The organism is Hyphomicrobium facile, from assembly GCF_900116175.1.
Lineage (GTDB): Bacteria > Pseudomonadota > Alphaproteobacteria > Rhizobiales > Hyphomicrobiaceae > Hyphomicrobium_B > Hyphomicrobium_B facile.
On sequence record NZ_FPCH01000003.1, the window covers coordinates 445,816 to 466,946 of the forward strand.

General features: G+C 60.4%; 18 protein-coding genes. 9 read left to right on the forward strand and 9 right to left on the reverse strand.

What is annotated here, in order from left to right; all coding sequences use genetic code 11:
* Nucleotides 1–112: 112 nt before the first annotated feature.
* Entirely contained in the window at nucleotides 113–1,081 is a 969-nt protein-coding gene (locus BM399_RS15200; protein WP_092868605.1) for a LysR family transcriptional regulator, read from the reverse strand.
* A gap of 117 nt (nucleotides 1,082–1,198) precedes the next feature.
* Between BM399_RS15200 and BM399_RS15205 the strand changes: the two genes are divergently transcribed.
* The 9 genes from BM399_RS15205 to glnT all read left to right on the forward strand — a co-directional run bounded on the left by BM399_RS15205 (nucleotide 1,199) and on the right by glnT (nucleotide 11,546).
* Complete coding sequence (locus tag BM399_RS15205; RefSeq protein WP_092869128.1) at nucleotides 1,199–2,461, forward strand: sarcosine oxidase subunit beta family protein; 1,263 nt, start codon at nucleotides 1,199–1,201, stop codon at nucleotides 2,459–2,461.
* Between the two features lie 12 nt (nucleotides 2,462–2,473).
* Entirely contained in the window at nucleotides 2,474–2,767 is a 294-nt protein-coding gene (locus BM399_RS15210; RefSeq protein ID WP_092868606.1) for a sarcosine oxidase subunit delta, read from the forward strand.
* Complete coding sequence (locus BM399_RS15215) at nucleotides 2,764–5,751, forward strand: sarcosine oxidase subunit alpha family protein (RefSeq protein WP_092868607.1); 2,988 nt, start codon at nucleotides 2,764–2,766, stop codon at nucleotides 5,749–5,751. The genes BM399_RS15210 and BM399_RS15215 overlap by 4 nt, the downstream gene beginning before the upstream one ends.
* Nucleotides 5,744–6,277 carry a sarcosine oxidase subunit gamma gene (locus BM399_RS15220; RefSeq protein ID WP_244531283.1) on the forward strand — a complete coding sequence of 178 codons (534 nt, stop codon included), beginning with the start codon at nucleotides 5,744–5,746 and terminating at the stop codon, nucleotides 6,275–6,277. Before BM399_RS15215 ends, BM399_RS15220 begins: the two co-directional genes overlap by 8 nt.
* Nucleotides 6,278–6,435: 158 nt before the next feature.
* Nucleotides 6,436–7,089, forward strand: coding sequence for a helix-turn-helix domain-containing protein (locus tag BM399_RS15225; RefSeq protein WP_092868609.1), 654 nt, complete (start codon nucleotides 6,436–6,438; stop codon nucleotides 7,087–7,089).
* A 119-nt stretch (nucleotides 7,090–7,208) separates the two neighbouring features.
* A complete protein-coding gene (locus tag BM399_RS15230; RefSeq protein WP_092868610.1) occupies nucleotides 7,209–8,105 on the forward strand; it encodes a class II glutamine amidotransferase in 897 nt (298 codons plus the stop codon).
* A gap of 23 nt (nucleotides 8,106–8,128) precedes the next feature.
* Complete coding sequence (locus tag BM399_RS15235; protein WP_092868611.1) at nucleotides 8,129–8,815, forward strand: GltB/FmdC/FwdC-like GXGXG domain-containing protein; 687 nt, start codon at nucleotides 8,129–8,131, stop codon at nucleotides 8,813–8,815.
* Complete coding sequence (locus BM399_RS15240) at nucleotides 8,815–10,152, forward strand: FMN-binding glutamate synthase family protein (RefSeq protein ID WP_092868612.1); 1,338 nt, start codon at nucleotides 8,815–8,817, stop codon at nucleotides 10,150–10,152. Before BM399_RS15235 ends, BM399_RS15240 begins: the two co-directional genes overlap by 1 nt.
* 86 nt (nucleotides 10,153–10,238) lie before the next feature.
* Nucleotides 10,239–11,546: a type III glutamate--ammonia ligase gene (gene glnT / locus BM399_RS15245; RefSeq protein ID WP_092868613.1), complete on the forward strand. Its 1,308-nt coding sequence runs from the start codon at nucleotides 10,239–10,241 to the stop codon at nucleotides 11,544–11,546.
* A gap of 94 nt (nucleotides 11,547–11,640) precedes the next feature.
* Here the strand turns inward: glnT and hrpB are convergent, their stop codons facing one another.
* The 8 genes from hrpB to BM399_RS15285 all read right to left on the reverse strand — a co-directional run bounded on the left by hrpB (nucleotide 11,641) and on the right by BM399_RS15285 (nucleotide 20,974).
* Nucleotides 11,641–14,109 carry an ATP-dependent helicase HrpB gene (gene hrpB / locus BM399_RS15250; RefSeq protein ID WP_092868614.1) on the reverse strand — a complete coding sequence of 823 codons (2,469 nt, stop codon included), beginning with the start codon at nucleotides 14,107–14,109 and terminating at the stop codon, nucleotides 11,641–11,643.
* A 44-nt stretch (nucleotides 14,110–14,153) separates the two neighbouring features.
* Nucleotides 14,154–14,828 (reverse strand): ribulose-phosphate 3-epimerase, encoded by a 675-nt coding sequence (gene rpe, locus BM399_RS15255; RefSeq protein WP_092868615.1) that lies wholly within the window; start codon nucleotides 14,826–14,828, stop codon nucleotides 14,154–14,156.
* Nucleotides 14,829–14,850: 22 nt separating this feature from the next.
* Nucleotides 14,851–15,726, reverse strand: coding sequence for a phosphoribulokinase (locus BM399_RS15260; protein ID WP_092868616.1), 876 nt, complete (start codon nucleotides 15,724–15,726; stop codon nucleotides 14,851–14,853).
* Nucleotides 15,727–15,765: 39 nt separating this feature from the next.
* On the reverse strand, nucleotides 15,766–16,809 hold the full coding sequence (locus BM399_RS15265) for a class 1 fructose-bisphosphatase (RefSeq protein WP_092868617.1): 1,044 nt from the start codon (nucleotides 16,807–16,809) through the stop codon (nucleotides 15,766–15,768).
* 228 nt (nucleotides 16,810–17,037) lie between these two features.
* Nucleotides 17,038–17,775, reverse strand: a complete 738-nt coding sequence (locus tag BM399_RS15270) for a proteasome-type protease (RefSeq protein ID WP_092868618.1) — start codon at nucleotides 17,773–17,775, stop codon at nucleotides 17,038–17,040.
* A gap of 26 nt (nucleotides 17,776–17,801) precedes the next feature.
* A complete protein-coding gene (locus tag BM399_RS15275) occupies nucleotides 17,802–18,614 on the reverse strand; it encodes a transglutaminase family protein (protein WP_092868619.1) in 813 nt (270 codons plus the stop codon).
* Between the two features lie 10 nt (nucleotides 18,615–18,624).
* A complete protein-coding gene (locus BM399_RS15280) occupies nucleotides 18,625–19,572 on the reverse strand; it encodes an alpha-E domain-containing protein (RefSeq protein ID WP_092868620.1) in 948 nt (315 codons plus the stop codon).
* Nucleotides 19,573–19,579: 7 nt separating this feature from the next.
* Complete coding sequence (locus BM399_RS15285) at nucleotides 19,580–20,974, reverse strand: circularly permuted type 2 ATP-grasp protein (protein ID WP_177228207.1); 1,395 nt, start codon at nucleotides 20,972–20,974, stop codon at nucleotides 19,580–19,582.
* Nucleotides 20,975–21,131 lie beyond the last annotated feature (157 nt).

A 21,131-nucleotide genomic window follows, 5' to 3' on the forward strand; every position in this document is an offset into this window, starting at 1 on the left:
CCATTAACTCGGCCCAATTGCGCTGCGGAAATATTGACCTATCGCATTGCAGTGCAACAGCGGGCGCGGCGCTTCGGCGGTCGCCCAGAGGGCTCTCGGTCAGCTTAACTCGTTATGCTCGGAAATCTTCGTCCAGCCACGGCATCGCGCTGCGGAGCGGAGCAAGGGTCGATGCTTCGAGTGACGATTTGCAGGCCTTCGTCAGGTCGCGGGGAAGGGTCCCAAGCTCTTGCCTTCGGCTTACGAGCGTTAAGGTTCGCTTAAGCTTTGGACCGGGCAACGGTGCGGTTCGAACATCGCTGCCATCGAGGGCTGCTTCGGCGAGGCATATCGGCGTCGTTATCGCGAAGCCTTTACCTCTCGCGACCATGTCGCTCACGCCAAACGGCGTATCGAACTCAAGACCTTGCGGGAAGTCGATATTGAGACGGCGGAGATGGCGCTCGATATCGATGCCGGTCTTCGAACGGGCGCTGTAGCGAATAAGGGGCAGCTTCTCCGCGCAGGCCTCGAGGTCCGCTACGGAGCGCGGGATTTTGTGCCTCGGGGGCAGCACGAGAATGTAGGGCTCGGTAACGATCTCATGGCGGTCGAACCCTTCGACGTCGCTCATATCGTCGACGCCGATGAAAAGGTCGAGGTTTCGCGTCAGCAGCGCGCCGGCGTGCGCAGACGTCAGTCCGGATTGCACAGACACGTGATCGGCGTGGGTGACGAGAAAGGACGCAAGCGGCCCGGTTAACGCCCGCGACAGGCTGTCAACCAATCCCGCGCGGATCAGCGCAAGGCGGCCACGGGACGTGTGCCGGATGGCCATCGCAATCTGCCGGGCTTCGGAGACGAGGGCGGACGCGCGCTGGCGCATCAATTCGCCAGCGGGGGTCAGCGCGAGCGGGCGGACACTGCGGTCGAACAGCTTTACGCCGATCCGCTGCTCAAGATCGGCGATGGCTTGAGAGATCGCCGGCTGCGTCATCGCGAGGCTCTTGGCAGCAAGCGCCATGGAGCGCGCCTCGCAAACGCCGAGAAACGCTTCGAGGACGTGCAGATCGAAAGGAAGCCGGGCCGGGCGTGTCGTCATAGCCGCCTACTATAAGTATTTCTTATATTATCGTCAATTACGGGGCGATATATAAGCATGAGCGTTGATACACGGCGGGCTGGACTCTCTGGCGCGCGTGAAAAAGCAGAGCATCTCATGCCGCGCTCAGATCGCTATTCTATCTTTTCGGTTTTTCTCGAGGGGCTCCGTGGGCAGACCGGTTGGGGTCCTGCCTGGCGTAAGGCATCTCCCAAACCCAGCTACGATGTCGTCATCGTCGGCGGCGGCGGGCATGGCCTCGCGACGGCCTATTACCTCGCAAAGAGATACGGGCTGACCAACGTCGCTGTCGTCGAAAAGGGCTGGATCGGTTCCGGCAACGTCGGCCGCAACACGACGATCGTTCGCTCCAATTATCTCCTGCCGGGCAACATCCCGTTCTACGAGATGAGCATGAAGCTCTGGGAGGGGCTGGAGCAGGACCTGAACTACAATGCGATGGTCTCGCAGCGCGGCGTCCTCAATCTTTATCATTCGGATGCCCAGCGCGACGCCTATGCGCGGCGCGGAAATGCGATGCGCCTTCATGGCATCGATGCCGAACTGCTCGATCGCGAAGCGGTTCGCTCCATGTATCCATGGCTCAACTACGATAGCGCCCGCTTTCCGATCCAGGGCGGCCTCTTGCAGCGCCGCGGCGGAACGGTGCGCCACGATGCTGTGGCTTGGGGTTATGCGCGAGGCGCCGACCGGCTCGGCGTCGATATCATCGAGAACGCCGAAGTTACCGGCTTCCGCCTAGACAAGGGCAAAATCACCGGCGTTGAGACGACGCGCGGCTTCATCGGCGCCAACAAAGTCGGACTGGCCGTTGCCGGCAATTCCTCGCGCGTCGCGGCGATGGCGGGTTTGACGCTGCCGATCGAAAGTCATGTTTTGCAAGCCTTCGTATCCGAAGGCATCAAGCCACTCATCGACGGCGTCGTGACGTTCGGCGCCGGACACTTCTACGTCAGCCAATCGGACAAGGGCGGCCTTGTCTTCGGTGGCGACATCGACGGTTACAACACCTACGCGCAGCGGGGTAACCTTCCCGTCGTCGAGGATGTCCTCGAAGGCGGGATGGCGCTGATGCCGCGTATCGGCCGGGTGCGCCTGCTGCGCTCCTGGGGCGGCATCATGGACATGAGCATGGACGGCTCGCCGATCATCGACCGGACGCCGACAGAGGGACTCTATTTCAACGGCGGCTGGTGTTACGGCGGCTTCAAAGCGACACCGGCTTCGGGCTTGTGCTTTGCGCACCTTATTGCCCGCAACGAACCGCACGAGGTAGCGCGAGCCTATCGCCTCGATCGCTTCCGCACTGGTCACATGATCGATGAGAAGGGCATGGGCAATCAGCCCAACCTGCACTGAAGGCGAGCCAACATGCGCATCAATTGCCCCCATTGCGGCGAACGCAGCCTCGACGAATTCTCCTATCTCGGAGATGCCGTCGTGCGCCCCGATCCCGCGTCGCCGAATGCCCAAGACGCGTTTTACGCGTACGGGTATGAGCGTGCCAACGTCGCCGGACCGATGCAGGAACTCTGGTATCACGCCGCGGGATGCCACGCCTGGCTCGTCGTCACGCGCGACACGCGCACTCATGAAATTTCCGAAGTCAAATCCGCTCAAGAGGTCGCCCTCGCGCGGCAGAAAGTTGCGGGCACGGCGCAATGATACAATCGTCCCAAACTTCACGACTCAAGAATCGCGGGCTGATCGACCGTTCGCAGCCTCTCGATTTTACTTTCGACGGCGTTCCCTACACGGGATACGCGGGCGACACGCTGGCTTCCGCGTTGCTCGCGAACGGCGTTCGCCTGGTCGGCCGCTCGTTCAAGTATCACCGCCCGCGGGGCATCCTCACTGCCGGCTCGGAGGAGCCCAACGCGCTCGTCGAGCTTCGTTCGGGAGCCCGCCGCGAGCCCAACACCAGAGCGACCGTTGCTGAACTTTTCAATGGTCTCGAAGCGAAGAGCCAGAACCGTTTTCCGTCGCTGTCGCTCGACCTTCTCGCCATCAACGGACTTGTGTCGCCGTTTCTCTCGGCCGGCTTCTACTACAAGACATTCATGTGGCCGGCCGCCTTCTGGGAGAAGCTTTACGAGCCGATGATCCGGCGTGCGGCTGGCCTTGGCCGGGCGGCGCCGGAACACGACCCCGACAGCTACGATAAGGCCACTGCGTACTGCGACGTGCTTGTCGTCGGTTCGGGCCCATCGGGATTGATGGCGGCGCTTTCGGCCGCGCGAGCAGGCGCACGAGTCATTCTCGCTGACGAAAGCTTTGCTTTCGGCGGACGACTGCTCAGCGACGCTCGAACTGTCGACGGCAAAAGCGGCGCAGACTGGGTCGCGTCAGTCATCGCGGAATTGAAGTCTTTCCCTGGCGTCCAATTGATGTCGCGAACGACTGTCTTCGGTGCCTATGACACAGGAACTTTCGGAGCGGTCGAACGCGTCGCCGATCACGTCGCCATCCCTGCAGCGGGTGTGCCGCGCCAACGGCTTTGGCGCATCGTCGCGAAGCATTCCATCATCGCCCAAGGTGCAGGGGAACGTCCGATCGTATTCGGAAATAACGATCGTCCGGGCGTCATGCTCGCAAGCGCGGTCCGCACCTACATCAACCGGTTTGGCGTGGCTCCGGGCGAAACGGCGGTCGTGTTCTCGAACAACGACGAAGGCGCGAGCACGATCGAAGATCTTGTGAGCGCCGGCGTTACGGTCGCGGGTCTCGTCGACACGCGCACTTCGCTGCCGCCTGCTATCAAATCGTTGGCACGCAAGCACGGAATTCGCGTCTTCGAGGGTGCCGTCGTTGCCGACGCGCTCGGAGGTTCTCGCGTGACGGGTGCGCGCATCATCGCATCGTACGGCGCCCCGCAAACCGTTGCGTGCAATCTCATTGCCGTCTCCGGCGGTTTCAACCCCAATCTTCAAGTCACGACACATCAGGGCAGCCGTCCCCAGTGGCGGGATGACTTGGCTGCTTTCGTGCCCGGCGCATTGCCGAAGGGCATGGCCGTTTCGGGCTCTGCAAAGGGCACCTATGGCTTGGCTTCCTGCCTCAAGGAAGGTGCGCAGGCCGGTGCGGCTGCTGCCGCCGCAGGTGGATTTGTAGCAACGGCTGCGGCTATTCCCGCCGCCGATGACGAGCCAACTGAAGTCTCTGCCTTCTGGCATGTGGAGAGTTCGAAGCATAAGGCGTTCGTCGACCAGCAGAACGACGTTACGGCGGCCGACGTTCGCTTGGCGGAACGCGAGGGTTTCCAATCCGTCGAGCACTTGAAGCGCTACACGACGCTCGGCATGGCGACCGATCAGGGCAAGACTTCAAACGTCAACGGCCTCGCCATGCTGGCGGCGCTGACGGGCAAGACCATTCCGGCGACCGGCGTAACGGCGGCGCGTCCGCCATACACGCCGGTAGCAATCGGAGCCCTTGCCGGCGAACATCGCGACAAGCATTTCAAGCCGACACGGCTCACCCCGTCGCACGATTGGGCAAAAGAGCGAGGCGCTGTCTTCATCGAGACGGGGCTATGGCTCAGGGCGCAGTATTTCCCGAAGCCCGGCGAAACCGATTGGCTCACAACGGTCAGCCGGGAAGTGACCACGGTCAGAAATTCCGTCGGCGTGTGCGATGTCTCGACGCTCGGTAAGATCGAGATCCATGGCACCGATGCAGGCAAGTTCCTGGATCGCGTCTACATCAACATGATGAGCACGCTTGGCGTCGGAAAAGCGCGCTATGGCATGATGCTGCGCGAAGACGGCATTGCGATGGATGACGGAACCGCGGCGCGCTTCGCCGACGACCGCTATTTCATCACCACGACCACGGCGAATGCGATCAAGGTTCTTCAGCATCTCGAGTTCTGCCGCCAATGGGTATGGCCCGAACTCGATGTGCAGCTCTTCCCTGTGAGCGATCAGTGGGCGCAGTATTCCGTTGCGGGTCCTCGCGCCCGCGATCTTCTCGCGAAGATCGTCGATGCTCCATTCGATATTTCGAACGCTGCATTCCCGTACATGGCGGTGGCCGAGCTCACCGTGCTCGGCGGCATCAAGGCGAGGCTCTATCGCCTCTCGTTTTCGGGCGAAATGGCATACGAAATCGCCGTTCCGGCACGGCATGGCGATCTCTTGATGCGGACGCTGATGTCGAAGGGCGAAGAATTCGGCGTTACGCCCTACGGAACCGAAGCACTTGGCGTCATGCGCATCGAGAAGGGGCACGTCGCAGGTCCCGAGCTCAATGGAACAACGACCTGTGCTGATCTCGGCCTTGGCAAGATGGCATCGACGAAGAAGGACTTCATCGGCCGCATTCTTTCGCAACGGCCGGGCCTCGCCGATCCCAACCGGCCGCGCGTCGTCGGCTTCAAGCCTGTCGACAAATCGGCACGACTGAGAGGCGGCGCGCATTTCATCGCCAAGGACGCCGAGCCTGTCGCCCGGAACGATCTCGGCTTCATGACTTCGGTCGCGTTCTCGCCGTCGCTCGGTCATTGGGTTGGCCTCGGGTTCCTGGCGGGCGCCGAATCGCGAATGGGCGAGATTTTGAGGGCGGTCGATCCGGTTCGGAATAGCGACATCCTCGTCGAAGTGGTCTCGCCAGTGTTTTATGATGGTGAAGGAGCGCGCCTGCGTGTCTGAGCTAGCCAACGACATCAAAAAAGCCAGCCTCGAAGCTTCCGAGCGAACAGGCCTCACGGTCACTCATATCGCCGCCCGGCGAGGCGCTCGCGCTTCGTTGGACGACGTCGCTCGCACGGCCTTCGGAGTTTCTCTCCCGTCGTCGCCGAAAGCGGTCGAAGCCCAAGGCGCGCTGATCGTCTGGACGGGTCCAGATCAATGGCTCATCGTTCAGAAAGACGAAACCGGTCTTGACCACTACGCTGAACTTGCAAAGACATTCAATGGATTGGCTTCGCTCGTCGATGTTACGGACAGTCGTACTATTTTTCGAATTGCCGTATCGCGTCCATCCGAAACGCTTTTAAGAAGCATGGGAATTGATTTCCACGACAACAGCTTCCGGCCGGGAGACGTTGCGATCACGCACGTCTCACATCTTGGTGTAATCGTCTGGCGGCTTCCGGATGGTACAGCGTACGATTTCGCCTGCGCCCGCACGTATTCGAGGGATTTTGCGGATTGGCTTCGCAAAACGATGGCCTAATACGATAGCCATCGTTCAATAGCGGGGCCTTTTTCGGTCCCTGCGTCCTTCAGGCAATAGACATTTTCCGTTCGGGTAGTGGAATAATCACTCCCGACGTGCGAACTTATTTTTTTCCAATAATGATTTGAGCCGCCGTTATCGGCGGAAGGTCGTTCATGTCAGATAAAACACGTAAAAATCCTATTGCTCTGCTGGAGCCGGAACCTCTTGCAACCGGATCGAATGCACCAGGCGCCGCCGAGCACACGCTCGAGCAAGCCATCGGTCATCAGGTTCGACACCACCGCAAGCACGCCGGATTGACCGTCGCGGAGCTCGCCACTGCATCGCAGATATCTCCCGGCATGTTGTCGAAGATCGAAAACGGTCAGATTTCTCCGTCGCTCAGCACGTTGCAGATGCTGGCTTCTGCATTGAATATCCCGCTGACAGTGCTGTTTGCCTCGTTCGAGCAGCGCCGCGATTGCTCTTACGTGAAGTCCGGAGAAGGCGTGGTGATACGCCGGCGCGGGACGAAGGTCGGGCATCAGTATCAGCTCCTCGGCCACTCGCTCGATGGCCCCGTCATCATCGAGCCGTATCTCATCACGCTGACGGATGATGCGGTTGCGTACACCGGCTTCCAACACGAAGGCGTCGAATTCATCTTTATGCTGACGGGTGAAGTCGAATACGCTCACGCCGATCGCAGCTATCACCTGAGTCCGGGTGATGCGATCCTTTTCGATAGTGCTGCTCCGCATGGCCCGGCGCGCTTGGTGAAAACGCCGATGACATACCTTTCCATCATCATTTATCCGCGCCCCTGACTCGTCTCGTCAGGCCCCACATTTCTTTTGAAGAAAACTTCTTTCTCCTCAGTTGACAACTTAATGCCGCGTCATTATGGTCCAAGTCCGTTCCTTCGCGGCCCGGTCTGGAGGCAAATATGTGCGGAATTGTCGGACTATTTCTAAAAAACAAAAAAATGGAGCCACAGCTCGGCCAGCTGCTTTCTGGCATGCTGTCGACGATGTGCGAGCGAGGGCCCGACTCGGCCGGGTTCGCCATCTATGGCTCCGGTACTGAAGGTCGATCCAAAATCACGCTGCAGTCCGCGACTGCTGCGGAAGACTTCGCGAAGCTCAATGCAGCTCTCGCGAAAGACAAGAAATTGGATGCGCAGCTTACCACCAAGGACACGCACGCTGTTCTCAGCGTTCCGTCGGATAAGCTTGACGCCGTCAAAGCCATGCTCAGCGCCGACTTCCCGTCGATCCGCATCATGGCGACCGGCGAAAATATCGAAATCTACAAGGAAGTCGGCTACCCGACCGAGGTCGCCAAGCGCTTCGATTTAGCTCACATGTCGGGCACGCATGCGATCGGACATACCCGCATGGCCACCGAGTCAGCTGTGACGACGCTCGGTGCGCATCCCTTCTCGACGGGCGCAGACGAGTGTCTCGTGCACAACGGCTCGCTTTCGAACCACAACAGCCTGCGCCGCGAACTCATTCGCGACGGCATGAAGTTCAATACAGAGAACGACACTGAAGTCGCCGCTTCCTATCTCACGTGGCGAATGAAGCAGGGCATGAACCTCGGCGAGGCGCTCGAGAAGAGCCTCGACGATCTCGACGGCTTCTTCAATTTCGTCGTGGGTACGAAGGAAGGGTTCGGCGTCGTACGCGATCCGATCGCGTGCAAACCAGCAGTCATGGCGGAAACCGACGACTACGTTGCATTCGGTTCCGAATATCGCGCGCTCGCAGGCTTGCCTGGAATTGATAAGGCGAAGGTCTGGGAGCCTGAACCGTCAACCGTCTACTTCTGGCAACGCTGATGCAGCAGCTTATTGGGGAACTTATGCGTACGTATGATCTGGCACAAAGCCCGTTGCGCGAACTAAACGAAACACTGCATCGGCAGACCGATGGCTCCAATGAAGCTCAGTGGGAAATTCTCAATCCACGCGGCGGACATGCCATCGCTGTCGGCCTCGATGCTCCCATCAACGTCGATGTCCGCGGTAGCGTCGGATATTACTGTGCGGGGATGAACAAGAAGGCGACTGTCACCGTACACGGCTCGGCAGGTCCGGGAGTTGCCGAAAACATGATGTCGGGTCGCGTCGTTATCAAGGGCGACGCGAGCCAATACGCCGGGGCCACCGGCCGCGGCGGTCTCCTTGTCATCGAAGGCAACGCGTCCTCGCGGTGCGGCATTTCGATGAAGGGCATCGACATCGTAGTTAAGGGCAATATCGGTCACATGTCTGCCTTTATGGCGCAGTCAGGTCACTTGGTCGTTCTCGGTGATGCCGGCGACGCTCTGGGCGATTCCATCTACGAAGCGAAGCTCTTCGTTCGTGGCAAGGTGAAAAGCCTTGGCGCAGACTGCATCGAGAAAGAGATGCGGCCCGAGCATCAGGAAGCGCTTACGAACCTGCTCAAGAACGCCGGTATCAAGGACGCCAAAGCTTCGGAGTTCCGGAGATACGGCTCTGCTCGCAAGCTCTATAACTTCAACATCGACAACGCGGATGCATACTGATGTCGCCGAAAATCCCGCTTACAACGCCTCGTCCCTCGGCCACATTCGATGATTACACGCTCTCCGAAATCCGGCGCGCGGCATCGACCGGCATCTACGATATCCGCGGCGGCGGCGCCAAGCGCCGTGTACCGCACTTCGACGATCTTCTGTTTCTTGGTGCCTCCGTATCGCGCTATCCTCTCGAAGGCTATCGCGAGCGCTGCAGCACGAGCGTGACGCTCGGCACGCGGTTCGCCAAGAAGCCGATCGAGCTCAAAATTCCGATCACGATTGCAGGCATGAGCTTCGGCGCACTGTCGGCAAATGCGAAGGAAGCCCTCGGCCGTGGCGCCTCGATCGCAGGCACCTCGACGACAACGGGCGACGGCGGCATGACGCCGGAAGAGCGCGGCCAGTCGAAGACGCTCGTTTATCAGTACTTGCCGTCGCGCTACGGCATGAATCCTGACGATCTCCGCAAGGCGGACGCGATTGAAGTCGTCGTCGGTCAGGGCGCGAAGCCAGGTGGCGGCGGCATGCTGCTCGGTCAGAAGATTTCGGATCGCGTTGCCGAGATGCGAAATCTGCCGAAGGGCATCGACCAGCGCTCGGCTTGCCGTCATCCCGATTGGACGGGTCCGGACGATCTTGAAATCAAGATTCTCGAAATCCGTGAAATCACCGACTGGCAAAAGCCAATCTACGTGAAGGTCGGTGGTACGCGTCCCTACTACGACATTGCTCTTGCCGTCAAAGCAGGCGCCGACGTCATCGTGCTCGACGGCATGCAGGGCGGCACCGCCGCCACGCAGGAAGTCTTTATCGAGAACGTCGGCCTTCCGACACTCGCTTGCATCCGGCCGGCCGTTCAGGCTTTGCAGGATCTGGGCATGCACCGCAAGGTTCAGCTCATCGTGTCGGGCGGTATTCGCAACGGTGCCGACGTTGCCAAGGCGCTGGCGCTTGGCGCTGACGCCGTCGCGATCGGCATGGCAGCGCTCGTTGCTCTGGGCGATAACGATCCAGCACTCGATGCTGAATACGCGAAGCTCGGCACCAAAGCCGGCTGCTACGACGATTGGCATGAGGGCCGCGATCCGGCGGGCATCACAACGCAGGATCCCGAACTCTCGAAGCGCCTCGACCCTGTGCGGGCCGGACGCCGTCTCGCCAATTACCTGAAGGTTATGACGCTCGAGGTGCAGACCATCGCTCGCGCGGCGGGCCACAACAACATTCACAATCTCGAACCTGAAGACCTCTGTGCGTTGACGCTCGAAGCGGCCGCTATGGCTCGCGTACCTCTGGCTGGAACGTCATGGATTCCTGGAGTGAACGGATCGGGCGGCTTATAAGCTGCCCCTTTTTTTCGCCTTCGCTCGGGTAACGATAAATAAGAAAACGCACGAATTAAACAAATCTAGCGTCGAGGAAAGACCCCATGGCTCAAGATCTAGCCCAGCTCGCCAAAGAGCGCGGCATTCGCTACTTCATGATCTCGTATACGGACCTTTTCGGTTCACAGCGCGCCAAGCTCGTCCCTTCGTCGGCGATCGCCGACATGCAGAAAGACGGCGCGGGCTTCGCTGGCTTCGCGACCTGGTTCGACATGACGCCGGCGCATCCCGATCTCTTTGGTTTGCCGGACGCGGCGTCGGTCATCCAGCTGCCGTGGAAGAAGGACGTCGCCTGGGTCGCCGCCGACTGCGTGATGGAAGACAAGCATGTTCCGCAGGCGCCGCGGGTTGTCCTGAAGAAGGTCATGGCGGAAGCCGCCGAGCTCGGCCTTTACGTCAAAACCGGCGTTGAAGCTGAATTCTTCCTGATTTCTCCGGATGGAACCGAGATATCGGATAGCAAAGATACCGCTGCAAAGCCCTGTTACGATCAGCAAGCGTTGATGCGCCGCTACGATGTCATCGCAGAAATTTGCGATTACATGGCCGAACTCGGCTGGGGTCCGTACCAGAACGACCACGAGGACGCGAACGGCCAGTGGGAAATGAACTGGAACTTCGATGATGCCCTGCTCACCGCGGACAGACACTCGTTCTTCAAATTCATGACGCGCTCGATTGCTGAAAAGCACGGCTTGCGCGCAACGTTCATGCCGAAGCCGTTCCCGAACCTTACCGGCAATGGTTGCCACGCCCATATCTCCGTCTGGGATAAGGACGGCAAGACCAACATGTTCTACGACGGGCATGATGAAATGGGCCTGTCGCAACAGGGCTACAACTTCCTCGGCGGCATCATGAAACATGCCTCAGCTCTCGCAGCGATCACCAACCCGACGGTCAATTCGTACAAGCGGATCAACGCACCGCGCACGACGTCAGGCGCAACGTGGGCGCCCAACTCCGTCACCTGGACCGGCAACAACCGGACTCATATGGTTCGCGTGCCGGGCAAGGGGCGCTTCGAGTTGCGCCTGCCGGACGGCGCCGCTAATCCTTATTTGCTGCAGGCCATCATCATCGCCGCGGGCCTCGACGGAATTCGCTCGAAGGCCAACCCGGGCAAACGGTACGATATCGACATGTACCAGGACGGGCATACCGTGAAGGATGCTCCTCTCTTGCCGCTGAACCTGCTCGATGCGATCCGCGCCTTCGATAACGACACTTCGCTCAAGAGCGCTCTCGGCGAAGAATTCTCGGCAGCTTACATTAAGCTCAAGATGAAAGACTGGAATTCCTTCGCCTCACATTTCACGCAGTGGGAGAAGGACCACACGCTGGATTGCTAATTTCCGTTCGTGTTCCTCCACGAGCTACTACCCCCGGCTGCCGCTTTGGCCGGGGTTTTTTCTTGCCTGCTCGTGCTCGGGTTAAAAGCTCCGCTCACGTACCTCGGGGCTTGGCCCGCGCCGTCGGCGTCGCGTTCGCAGGATCCTCAGGCCAGACGTGCTTGGGGTATTGGCCGCGCATGTCGGCTCTCACCGCCCTCCATGAACCCGCCCAGAAGCCCGGCAGATCGCGCGTGATTTGAATGGGGCGGTGTGCGGGCGATAGCAAATGCAGCGTCAGCGGCAGGCGGCCGCGCGCGATGGCGGGATGGTTCTTCAATCCGAAGAGTTCCTGCACGCGAATATGAAGCGCGGGCGCGTCCGCTACATCGTAGTCCAGCGCGAAGCTGTTCCCGGTCGGCGCTGCGAAATGCGTTGGAGCTTCGGCATCGAGGCGCAAGCACATCTGACGGGGTAGCAATGAGCCGAGCGCGCTCTCCAAGATATCGGCGTTGATTTCGGAGACCCGTGACTTACCCGCTAAAAACGGGCTCAGCCATTCGTCTACGGTCGCGGTCAGCGCCGCGTCCGACATATCCGGCCATGTATCGTCGCCTTTGCGCAAAAACGCGACGCGGCTGCGAAGCTGAAGCTGCGCTTTCGTCCACGGCAACGCCTCCGCTCCGAGATCCGCTACGCCTCGCGCAAGCGCGGCAGAGACGTCCTCGTCAGGGCGAAGCGAGCGCGGCTCGCTAGTCAGAGCGATGGCGGCAAGGCGGCGAGTACGGCGGGCGCGTACGGCGCGTGCTTCCTTGTCGAACAGGACTTCGTCGCTCGTTTCTATCCGATCGGCGGCGAATGCTTCGATCTCCGCTTCATCCGTCGCGACTGCAAGCATGATCCGCGTCGCCGCCGCTCGTCCCTGCAGTTCGGCGACGACAAGATAGGGTGCTGATGCCAAGTGATGGCTGTCGTCGATAATCCCGGCCCGGCCGTTCGCGAGCAGAAAGCTGCCGCGCTTTCCCCGGTTCTTGGCGATGCGCTCAGGATACGCCAGGGCGAGAAGGGCAGCGGGCGACTGCACCTTTGATTTGCCTGCGTCCTTGTTTGCTGTCCGCGCCCATTGCCGGGAGAGAGCGCGCATGCTCTCGGCACGCTGAGACCGGTCGCGGCGGAAATTCTCGAGGCGAACCGCAAGATCGAGATCGTTACCGCCGACACCACGCTCGACGAGGATCGCTGCGAGATCTGCAGCGGCCGGCGCATTGCCGCTCTCGCCGGCTTTCAGCACCATTCGCGCCAAGCGGGGCGGAAGCGGGAGCGCACGGAGCCGTCTCCCTTCATCCGTAATGCGGCCATCCCGGTCGAGCGCATCGACGGCCTGGAGGCCGGAACGGGCGGCGGCAAGCGCGCCTTCAGCCGGAGGATCAAGCCACGCCAGCGACCGCGGATCGCTCGCACCCCACTCTGCGCAATCGAGCATCAGGCCGGAAAGATCGGCGGAACGGATTTCAGGTTCGGCGAACGGTACGAGGCCTTGCGTTTCAGGCTCTTCCCACAAGCGATAGCAAACGCCGGGCGCCGTTCGGCCCGCACGACCGCGTCGCTGATCGGCGGACGCGCGCGAAACGCGCACGGTCTCGAGCCGTGTTATGCCGACATCGGGCTCGAAGCGCGGTACGCGCGCGACGCCGCTATCGACGACCACGCGGACGCCTTCGATGGTAATCGACGTTTCCGCAATCGACGTTGCGAGAACGACTTTCCGGCGGCCGTTTTTCGCCGGCGCTATGGCGCGATCCTGCGTTGACGGGTCGAGACCGCCGTAAAGCGGAACAACGTCTATCTCCGGCGGCAATGTGTGCGCACTCAAGCGCTCCGAGACGCGTGCGATCTCGCCTTGGCCAGGGAGGAAAACAAGGATGGAGCCTCCGTCCGTTGCGATTGCGCGCTGCACGGCATCGGCAACGTCATCCTCGACGCGCTGAGCGCGGCGGCCGAAGTAGCGGGTTTCAACGGGAAATGCCCGGCCTTCGCTTCTGACGATCGGTGCATCGCCGAGCAGCTTCGCGACGTTCGCGGCCTCAAGCGTCGCCGACATCACCAGGATTTTGAGATCGGGGCGAAAGCCCGAACGCGCGTCGAGCGCCAAAGCAAGTCCGAGGTCGGCATCGAGCGAGCGCTCGTGGAATTCATCGAACAGGACCGCGGCAACGCCCGAAAGTTCGGGATCGTCGAGGATCATGCGCGTGAACACGCCTTCCGTCACGACTTCGACCGCGACGTGCGGGCCGGTCTTGGAATTGAGCCGCGCGCGCAATCCGATTTTGTCACCGAGACGGCTGCCGATGTTCGCCGCCATGCGCTCGGCCGCGGCTCGCGCCGCAATGCGACGCGGTTCGAGAACGAGAATTTTGCCGTTGCCCCTCCACGTTTCATCGAGAAGGGCGAGCGGCACGCGCGTCGTTTTGCCGGCGCCGGGCGGGGCCACGAGCACGGCCGCGCCACTCGATCGAAGCGCTGCCTGGATATCGGCAAGCACGTCATCGATCGGCAGTGGTTCGGAAAATTTGGTTTGGGTCATAACCCGCCGAAATACGCTCGCGGCCTGCGAATTCAAGCGGCGTCTTAGGCCTCGAGCCTCGTCGCCGACCTTATGGCGTTTATGTTGGTGCGATAGCTGGCTTCGCTGCCGCCCTTGAAGACGGCCGAGCCTGCGACCAGGACGTTAGCGCCGGCCTCGACGACTTGCCGTGCCGTCTCGGGTGTCACACCGCCGTCAACCTCGATGTCGATCGGCCGTGAGCCGACCATCGCCTTGATGCGGCGAATTTTCTCGACGACTGCGGGGATGAACGATTGGCCGCCAAAGCCGGGATTGACGCTCATCACCAGGATGAGATCGAGACGATCGAGAACGTATTCGATCACGTTCTCAGGCGTGCCCGGATTGAGCGATACGCCGGCCTTCTTGCCGAGCGCTCGTATCGCCTGCAGCGAACGATCCAAATGCGGCCCTGCCTCAGCGTGGACGGTGATGATATCGGCGCCCGCCGCGGCAAAGTCCGCGAGATAGGGGTCGGCCGGCGCGATCATCAAATGCACGTCGAAGATTTTCTTTGATGCGCCGCGTACGGCTTTTATGACCGGCGCGCCATACGTAATGTTCGGCACGAAATGCCCATCCATCACGTCGCAATGAATCCAGTCGGCGCCCGCCGCATCGACGGCGCGAATTTCATCGCCGAGCTTAGAGAAGTCGGCCGAGAGAATGGACGGGGCGATCAAGAGAGGGCGAGACACGGAAGACCTTTCGAGGGTTCGATCACATCACTCGGCGGCGGCGCTCGACGAGTTGCAGGATCAGCGGCGTCAGAATGAGCTGCATGGCGAGATCGAGCTTACTACCAGGAATAACGATTGAATTGGCACGCGACATGAAGCTGTCGCCGATCATTGACAGGAGATACGCGAAATCGATGCCGCGCGGCTCCTTGAACCGAATGATCACCATCGATTCGTCCGGCGTCGGGATCCAGCGCGCAATGAACGGGTTCGACGTATCGACGGTCGGAATGCGCTGAAAATTGATGTCCGTCTGCGTAAACTGCGGGCAGATGTACTGCACGTAGTCCGGCATGCGTCGCAGAATCGATTGCGTCACTTCTTCGGTCGTATAGCCGCGTTCGGAACGGTCGCGCTGAATCTTCTGGATCCATTCGAGGTTGATCACCGGTACGACGCCGATTTTCAGGTCGGCGTGACGGGCGACATCGCACGTGCCGGTCACGATGGCACCGTGCAGGCCTTCGTACATCAAGAGATCGGTGTCGGGTTCGATATCGGTCCAAGGCGTGAAGCTGCCGATGGGTGTTCCGAACGCGCGCTCTTCCGCATCGTCATGGATGTAATGACGGATCAGGCCCTTGCCGCTCTCCGAATAAGTTTGAAAGAGCGTCTCGAGTTCCTCGATGAGGTTTGCCTCGAGGCCGAAGTGGCTGAAATTGGGGTTGCCCCGTTTCGCTGCTTCCTTCATCGCCTTTTCCATGCCGCAGCGATCGTAGCGATGAAAGGCGTCACCCTGCACAAAAGCCGCGCGCACGTGCTCGCGCCGGAAGATATTTTCAAAGGTCTGCCGCACCGACGTCGTTCCCGCGCCTGAAGAACCGGTGACGGATATGATCGGATGCTTAATCGACATTGCGGAGGCTCGATGCGCTGCGGTTCACGGTTGAAATGCTCATGGAAGCGCCCTGAACAGGCCGCGGCGGCCGAATAGCGGTGAGCGTTCGCCCTTGAATTCCTGGCCGCTGTAAATGCGCATAACTCGATCCACCTCATCGCGTGAGCCGCAGATCAGCGGCGTTTTCTGATGGAGGGCGGCCGGCACAACGTCCAGCACACGCTCTCTTCCGGTCGTCGCACGCCCGCCCGCCTGCTCCACGATCCAGGCCAACGGATTGGCTTCGTAGATCAGGCGAATGCGACCTTGGTGGAACCCCTTCCGGCGATCGCCAGGATAAAGGTAAATTCCGCCCCGCGTCAGGATCCGGTAAATGTCCGCCACCGGTGAGCCTGTCCATCGCATGTTGAAATCATGGCCGCGGGGTCCGTTGGCGCCGTTCTCGCAGTCGTGAATATAGATGCGGATCGGGTCGTCCCAGTGCCGAGCGTTGGAAGCGTTAATGGCGTACTCGCTGGCTTCCGCAGGGATCGCGACGTTACGCGTCGTCAAACGATAGGTGCGGGTCTCGCGATCGAGGGTGAAGATCTGCGTGCCGTGGCCGACTGTCAGCGCCAGAACGGTTTGCGGGCCATACACGAAAAAGCCCGCTGCGAGCTGATGCGAACCCGGCCGAAGAAATGCCGCCTCGCCCTTAGACGACGGATGACGCGGAAGAACCGAGAAGATCGTTCCTACTGAAACGTTGGCATCGACATTCGATGAGCCATCCAGCGGATCGGTGGCGACCAGGAGCGCGCCGTCATCTCCAATTGAAATCGGTTGCTCTGCTTCCTCGGAAGCCAACGCTGCGACGGGCTGACCCTTCAGCGCCTCGATGAAGATGTCGTTGGCGAGGACGTCGACTTCCTTCTGCTCATCGACCTCGCCTGCACGGGCAACGACCCGGCCAAGCTTGGCGCCGAGTGCACCGCGAGCGACAACTTCCGACAGACGGACGCTCGCTTCTGCGATCGCGAGGACGGTGTCTGCGACCTGGCCGCGCGTGCGGCCATCCAGCGTCCAATTCGAAAGATATTCTTTGAGTGTCGCGAGACCCATTATGCCCTTCCAGCGCTCACCTGCCCTTCGCCGCGCCAGTCACATCTAAGCTTACTTGATGGACAGAAGCGAGACTGCAGTTTCAGTTCGATCTGTGCATAGGCAAGTCGCCGTTTTTTTGCTGGGGTGCAACATAACTCCGCGCGAGCGGAGGGTCACAAAGACGCGCCTCCACCAATCTGCAGCGGTTTATGGACGTTAATCAATCGCGGCAAAAACCGACGCCGATCAGACGTCGAACTCCTCGATCTTGGAGAATGCCTGCCGCAGCGCGTCGGACCACGAACTCGAAAGCTGACGAAAATATTCGTCATCCGCGCTGATGCGCTTCTCGCGCGTCACATCGAATGAATCGCGCTCGTAGATGACAAGATCGATCGGCATGCCGACGGAAAGGTTCGATCGCAACGTGGAATCGAACGACAGGAGCATGAGCTTCGCTGCCTCGCCGAGACGCATATCGGAGCGTGCGACGCGATCGAGGATCGGCTTGCCGTACTTGTGCTCACCGATTTGAAAGAACGGCGTATCGTCCGTCGCTTCGATGAAGTTGCCTTCCGGGTAGATCTGGAAGAGGCGGGGCCGTTCGCCTTTGATCTGACCGCCGAAGATGAAGTTGGTATTGAAGCCGAGCTTGCTTGCTTCGAGGGCCGCGCCATCGATGCGGCGCGCCTCGCGAATGGCGTCGCCGACGACGCGCGCGGCGCGGTACATGTTGGGCGCGGTATAGAGCGTTGCCGCATCTTCGCCGGCTTCCTCTTCCGCGAGATGCTCATTCAGCAAACTGACGACGGCCTGCGTCACCGCGAGATTTCCGGCGGCCAAAAGAACGAGCACCCGATCTCCCGGGCGGCGCCAGAGCTGCAGTTTTTTATATTGGGCAATGTTGTCGACACCGGCATTCGTGCGCGTATCCGCCGCAAACACGAGTCCGCTCTCCAGGCGGAATGCTACGGCGTATGTCATTACAAGATCTCCAGACCGGCAGGCGGCTACTGTTGCTGGCTGCTCTGCTGCTGAACTTCGACGATCACGTCAAGCTCTTCGTTTGCGATGCCCCGTCGAGAGCCGCGAATGGGAGCTGCACATGTCGCGTCCAGCCCCGAGGCGAGCCGTACATATTTCTCGGTGGGACATATCCGATTAGCGGGGTCGAAGCCAACCCATCCCAGCCCTTCGAGCCACACTTCCGCCCAGGCGTGATTGGCGTCTGACGGCTCGTCTGCTCCCGACAGGAAATAGCCGCTGACGTAGCGGGCCGGAACATTAAGTGCTCGTGCGGCGGCAATGAAGACGTGCGCGTGATCCTGGCAGACGCCTTCGCCGTCCCTCAATGCTTCGGCGGCGGTCGTATGCGCGTTCGTCGCGCCGATCCGGTATTCCACGGCATCGCGCACGGCATGCATCAGGTTGTGCATTCCACGAATGTCGAGCTTGGCGCCTGCGGCTCGGCAGAGGGCGCGAATTTCGTCAGTTACGGCGGTCTTCGCGGTTTGACGGCGGTAGACCCTAATGGGCGCGGGATCGGAAAAACCGCGTACGACGCCGGCGCGATCTTCAGTCTCGACGACACCTTTCGCGATGATCAGAGACTCGTAGTGCTCTTCCGTGCAGCTCGTGAGATGCACCATGTTACCGAAGCCATCACGGAAAGGCTTCACCGCGTCGATGCCCGGAGCGCTGACGCGCCATTCAACCACGCGCTGCCCTTGAAACGACGGCGGCGTGAGGCGCAGAGCGAGAATGGAATATTTCGTCGGCTCGCTGTAGACGTAACGCGACACATGCCCAATCGAAATACGCATCGCCGGACCCTCAATCGCTAAAGTGATAAGCGGTAGAGATCTCGTTACCGAGCTTGTTGTTTCTGCCTATGAAGTCCTGCACGAACTCGTGCAGCCCAGATTGAAAAATGTTGTGCATGTCGGCTTCGAGCAGCAGATCGCGCGTCGATTCCGCCGTCATCTGGCAATCGTGCCTGACGCCATAAAAGACCGCGAGGTCACGAAGGGCGGCCGTCAGCTCGTCGTAGCAAGAGCGAAGAGAGCGCGGCATCTGACGATTGAGAATCATGAAGTCCGCGATCTTGAGCGGGCGGTAATGATCCTTGAAGACCCAGCGATAGCTGCGATGTGCCGACACCGAACGCAACAGCGCCGCCCACTGATAGTTGTCCTTCTCGCTGCCGACCATCTCGCTCGACGGCAGGAGATGATAGTATTTGACGTCAAGAATACGTGCCGTGCTGTCGGCGCGCTCGATGAACGTTCCAACTTGGCTGAAATAAAACGTATCGTTGCGCAAAATCGTATTCAGCAGAGCGCCGCGATAGAGCGCGGAGCGCGAGCGCACCCAATCCAGAAGCTCGGGAAGCGAGTTCGACGTGACGGTCGCCGGACGGATCGCGGAGAATTCGAGCCAAGCGCTATTCAAGCTTTCCCACATTTCGCGGGTAAGTGCTGTCCGCTGAGCGCGGCCGTTGCGGCGGGCGCTCGCAAGGCAAGATGCGATGCTCGACGGATTGGACGTGTCGAACAGCATGTAGTCGATGACGTTCTGAGTCAGCAGCTCGCCATGCCGTTGCACGTACCCTTGGAGGCAGCCCGCGCTTTCCAGCGTCGAGCGCCATTCCTCGTGAAAGCCTTCGCCCTCGCGCGGTAGCAGCACGATGCGATAGCCGACCTCGAGGAGGCGAGCGATATTCTCCGCGCGCTCGATATAGCGCGACAGCCAGTAGAGATCGTTTGCCGTACGTCCAAGCATTCCGAAACTATTCCTGCAGCACCCATGTGTCCTTGGTGCCGCCACCCTGGCTCGAGTTGACTACGAGCGAACCCTTTTTCAGAGCAACGCGTGTCAACCCTCCCGGCATCAGCCGCACCTGATCGCCAATGAGCACGAAGGGACGCAAGTCGAGATGCCGGGGCGCAACGCTCGAGTCGGCGAGCGTTGGACATGTCGAAAGCGAAAGCGTCGGCTGGGCGATATAATTACTTGGATTAGCGACGAGCTTCGCCCGGAAAGTCTCGATCTGATCCTTCGTCGACTTCGGACCGACGAGCATACCGTAGCCGCCGGACCCGTGAACTTCCTTGACGACAAGCTCCGCCAGATGTTCGAGCACATACTTGAGGCTCGCCGGTTCTCGACAGTTGTATGTTTCGACGTTGGCGAGGATCGGCTGCTTGCCGGTGTAGAACTCGATAATCGCGGGAATATAGCTGTAAATCGCCTTGTCGTCGGCGATACCTGCGCCCGGAGCGTTGACGATCGTCACGCGGCCGGAACGGTAGACATCGAATATGCCGGGCACACCAAGCAGGGACGTCGGGTCGAAAACGAGAGGGTCGAGAAAATCGTCGTCGACGCGGCGATAAAGAACGTCGACGCGCTTCAGCCCCTCGGTCGTCTTCATGCGGAGAAGACCGTCGATAACGACGAGATCGGAGCTTTCGACCAGTTCCACGCCCATCTGGTCGGCAAGGAACGAGTGTTCGAAATAGGCGCTGTTATAGACGCCGGGCGTCAACAGCGCGATCGTCGGCTCGGCATCGAGGTTTCCAGGCGCGACGCTTTCGAGCGTCTTCAGGAGGGCGTCCGGATAATTTTCGACCGGCCTCACCCGATTGCGGCTGAAGAGGTCGGGGAAGAGATGCATCATCGTCTCGCGGTTCTCCAGCATGTAGGAGACGCCGGACGGCGTGCGGGTATTGTCTTCGAGGACCATGAACTCGTTCTCGCCGGTGCGGACGAGATCAACGCCGATGATGTGACTGTAGACGCCGCGCGGCGGGTCGACGCCAATCATCTCCGGCAGAAAGGCCGAGTTCTGCGTGATGAGCTCTTCGGGGATCTTGCCAGCCTTCAGGATCTCCTGCCGGTGGTAGATGTCGTACAAAAACGCGTTGAGCGCCCTGACGCGTTGCTCGATGCCAAGCTCGAGACGGCGCCATTCCTCCGCCGCGATGATCCGTGGAAGGATGTCGAATGGGATGAGCCGCTCGCCGGCTTCCTCGGCGCCGTAAACGGCAAAGGTGATGCCGGACCGGCGAAAGAGCACCTCCGCTTCGGCCGACTTCTGTCGAAGCGTATCGAGATGCTGAACGCCGAGCCACTCGGCGAGCGCGCGATACGGTGCACGCACCTCGCCGCCGAAGCCGTTCATTTCGTCGAATGCCGCGACCAAGACCACCCTCCAGTCACGATGTTTTTGGGATCGGCATCGCAAAGCCTAGGCCAGTTTACGGAAAGCCCGGAAACTCTGGACCTTAGTACCCACATCAGCATCAATTTGCTTCTGAATTATGCAGCGCACGGCGTTC

Coding starts and splice junctions, on each gene's coding strand:
- BM399_RS15200 (WP_092868605.1), bottom strand. CDS start 1,081: ATGACGACACGCCCGGCCCGGCTTCCTTTCGATCTGCACGTCCTCGAA.
- BM399_RS15205 (WP_092869128.1), top strand. CDS start 1,199: ATGCCGCGCTCAGATCGCTATTCTATCTTTTCGGTTTTTCTCGAGGGG.
- BM399_RS15210 (WP_092868606.1), top strand. CDS start 2,474: ATGCGCATCAATTGCCCCCATTGCGGCGAACGCAGCCTCGACGAATTC.
- BM399_RS15215 (WP_092868607.1), top strand. CDS start 2,764: ATGATACAATCGTCCCAAACTTCACGACTCAAGAATCGCGGGCTGATC.
- BM399_RS15225 (WP_092868609.1), top strand. CDS start 6,436: ATGTCAGATAAAACACGTAAAAATCCTATTGCTCTGCTGGAGCCGGAA.
- BM399_RS15230 (WP_092868610.1), top strand. CDS start 7,209: ATGTGCGGAATTGTCGGACTATTTCTAAAAAACAAAAAAATGGAGCCA.
- BM399_RS15235 (WP_092868611.1), top strand. CDS start 8,129: ATGCGTACGTATGATCTGGCACAAAGCCCGTTGCGCGAACTAAACGAA.
- BM399_RS15240 (WP_092868612.1), top strand. CDS start 8,815: ATGTCGCCGAAAATCCCGCTTACAACGCCTCGTCCCTCGGCCACATTC.
- glnT (WP_092868613.1), top strand. CDS start 10,239: ATGGCTCAAGATCTAGCCCAGCTCGCCAAAGAGCGCGGCATTCGCTAC.
- hrpB (WP_092868614.1), bottom strand. CDS start 14,109: ATGACCCAAACCAAATTTTCCGAACCACTGCCGATCGATGACGTGCTT.
- BM399_RS15260 (WP_092868616.1), bottom strand. CDS start 15,726: ATGTCGATTAAGCATCCGATCATATCCGTCACCGGTTCTTCAGGCGCG.
- BM399_RS15265 (WP_092868617.1), bottom strand. CDS start 16,809: ATGGGTCTCGCGACACTCAAAGAATATCTTTCGAATTGGACGCTGGAT.
- BM399_RS15270 (WP_092868618.1), bottom strand. CDS start 17,775: ATGACATACGCCGTAGCATTCCGCCTGGAGAGCGGACTCGTGTTTGCG.
- BM399_RS15275 (WP_092868619.1), bottom strand. CDS start 18,614: ATGCGTATTTCGATTGGGCATGTGTCGCGTTACGTCTACAGCGAGCCG.
- BM399_RS15280 (WP_092868620.1), bottom strand. CDS start 19,572: ATGCTTGGACGTACGGCAAACGATCTCTACTGGCTGTCGCGCTATATC.
- BM399_RS15285 (WP_177228207.1), bottom strand. CDS start 20,974: ATGAACGGCTTCGGCGGCGAGGTGCGTGCACCGTATCGCGCGCTCGCC.